Origin of the sequence: Acidisphaera rubrifaciens HS-AP3, from assembly GCF_000964365.1 — a bacterium.
GTDB classification, from domain to species: Bacteria; Pseudomonadota; Alphaproteobacteria; order Acetobacterales; family Acetobacteraceae; genus Acidisphaera; species Acidisphaera rubrifaciens.
In genome coordinates this window covers 1-563 of sequence record NZ_BANB01000752.1, presented here as the reverse complement: position 1 = coordinate 563, position 563 = coordinate 1, and the positions used below count along the sequence as shown (strand labels likewise).

Here is a 563-nt window from a genome sequence, read left to right as displayed (position 1 = left end):
GGCCGCCGGACAGCGCATCCGGGCGGCGTGCGGCGTATTCGGACAGGCGCACCAGCTCCAGCAACGCGCCGACCCGCGCCGCGATGTCCGCCCGGGGCAGGCCGGCGCGGCGCAGCCCGTAGCCGATGTTGTCGGCGACACTCATGTGCGGGAACAGCGCGTAGGACTGGAACATCATGTTCACCGGCCGCCGCCAGGGCGGCAGGCGCGTCAGGTCGGCGCCGTCGAGCGTGAGCCGGCCGCGATCGGGGCGCACGAAGCCCGCGATCATGCGCAGCAAGGTCGTCTTGCCCGACCCCGATCCGCCGAGCAGGACGAAGAAATCGCCGTGCGGGATGGCGAGCGTCACGCCGCGCAGGACGGCATGGCGGCCGTAGTGCATCCAAGCCTCCTCGATCGCCAGCCCGCCGGACTCCGCCATGGCGCGAGTTTGCAGCGGCGCGGCGCGCGAGGCCATGCTCCGCGCGATGTCGCGCCTGTCCCGCCGCGCCCTGCTCGCCGCCACCCCTGCCCTGTTCGCGGCGTCCCCCGCGCGCGCGCAGCGGGCGGGCGTCACGACGGCG

General features: G+C 75.0%; 1 protein-coding gene. It reads right to left on the bottom strand.

Annotated features, from left to right (window positions below; all coding sequences use genetic code 11):
- On the bottom strand, positions 1–421 hold a 421-nt coding region (locus B8460_RS17260; protein WP_148360675.1), incomplete at its 3' end, for an ABC transporter ATP-binding protein.
- Positions 422–563 lie beyond the last annotated feature (142 nt).